The sequence below is a fragment of the Allobosea sp. CER48 genome, assembly GCF_044752385.1.
Taxonomy (GTDB): Bacteria; Pseudomonadota; Alphaproteobacteria; order Rhizobiales; family Beijerinckiaceae; genus Allobosea.
This window is the reverse complement of the sequence record NZ_JBIWYK010000673.1, coordinates 1-1,331: the sequence shown is the minus strand read 5'-3', so window position 1 is coordinate 1,331 and position 1,331 is coordinate 1. Positions and strand designations below refer to the sequence as shown.

The following is a 1,331-nucleotide window of genomic DNA, read 5'->3' as shown; positions in this document are numbered from 1 at the left end:
CCAGAGCTTGGCCAGCGAGCGCGACAGGTCCTTGACCGGTGCCTGGAAGTCGATTTCGTCGACGTAACCGTCCATGCCCATCGAGGCGTAGAGATTGGCATAGGCGTTCTGCAGGCTCGAATAGGTGATGTCCCGGCGCAGCTCCGCCAGAAGCGTGTTCATCTCTTCCCGGATCAGGGTCTGTTCGCTGATCCGCTCAGCTGCCGTCTGGGTCTTCATCTGGTCGAGCAGGCGGCGCTGGACGTCGTAGTACTGCGTCGCGGAGCCGAGCTCCTTCTGCAGATGGCGGAACCGGATATTGCTGACATGGACCTGCGTCATGATCGCCATGGTGATCGCGAGCCCGCGTTGGTCCAGCAATTCGCCCTGCTTGTCGATGACCTCCTTCTGCGCCGGATACTTCAGGAGCTTGAGCAGGTTGCCGCTGGCCTTCGCGCCCCAGCCCATCCAGTTGTTGTTGAGCAGGAAGTCGTTGCTGTCGAAATTCGGCCCGGCATAGAGCTGGATGCCAGGCAGCATCGAGAGCAGGGCGGCATCGGCCTCCCGCATGTTGATGCGCTTCTGGTATTCGAGCTCGCGCAGTTCGGGCCGATGCTGGAGCGCGGTCCAGATCATCGCGCGGACCTTGCCCGGCGCTCGCAGGGAAGCGGCGCGATTCGGAGCGACGAGGCGGAAGTTCTCTCCCGGCTGTAGGTTCATCAGGGCCGCGAGCTGCTGCTTGGCCACCGTCAGGTCGCGCTGCAGTTCCTGCACCGTGCGGCGGACCTCGAGCAGCTCGCGCTGGTAGGTCAAGGCGGTGACGGGTGAGGCCTGTCCCTCGGTCGAGATCTTGTCGGTATTGGCGAGTGCCGCGCGCGTCCGGGCTTCGAGCACATTGAGCTTGCGAATCAGGCGGTCTGCCGCCAACGCCCGCCAATAGGCGGTGCGGACGTCCTCGATGATCCGGTTGGCGATCTTGCGTCGCGTCTCGGCGGCGATCAGCACCTTGTTCGCCGATTGCTGGGCGCGGACATAGGAGAGGCCGAAGTCGAGAATGTTCCAGCTCAGGGCCGCCTCGGCAACGACCGATTGCCGCTCCTGCGAGGTCGAGGCTCCGAAGTTGGGCGTCCGGGTGATGAGGTTGAAGCTGCTGGATGCGTCGTAGTTGTCGCGGCCGCCATAGCCCGCACTGACGGCGAGGCCGGGGAGCATGTCGTAATGCGCCGCGTTGAGTTCGGCCGTCTTAACGACGGTGTCGAAAACTTCGACCTTGTGATCGAGGTTGTATTTCAAGGCACGCGCCATGGCCTCGTAGAGATCGATCGCGCCGCTGACCGGCTCTTGATCGGCCG

1 protein-coding gene is annotated in these 1,331 nt (G+C 63.6%); it reads right to left on the bottom strand.

Annotated features, from left to right (window positions below; translation table 11 throughout):
* Positions 1-1,331, bottom strand: a 1,331-nt coding sequence (locus ACIPIA_RS16460; protein WP_400511050.1) for a TolC family protein, incomplete at both ends; no start/stop codon positions are given.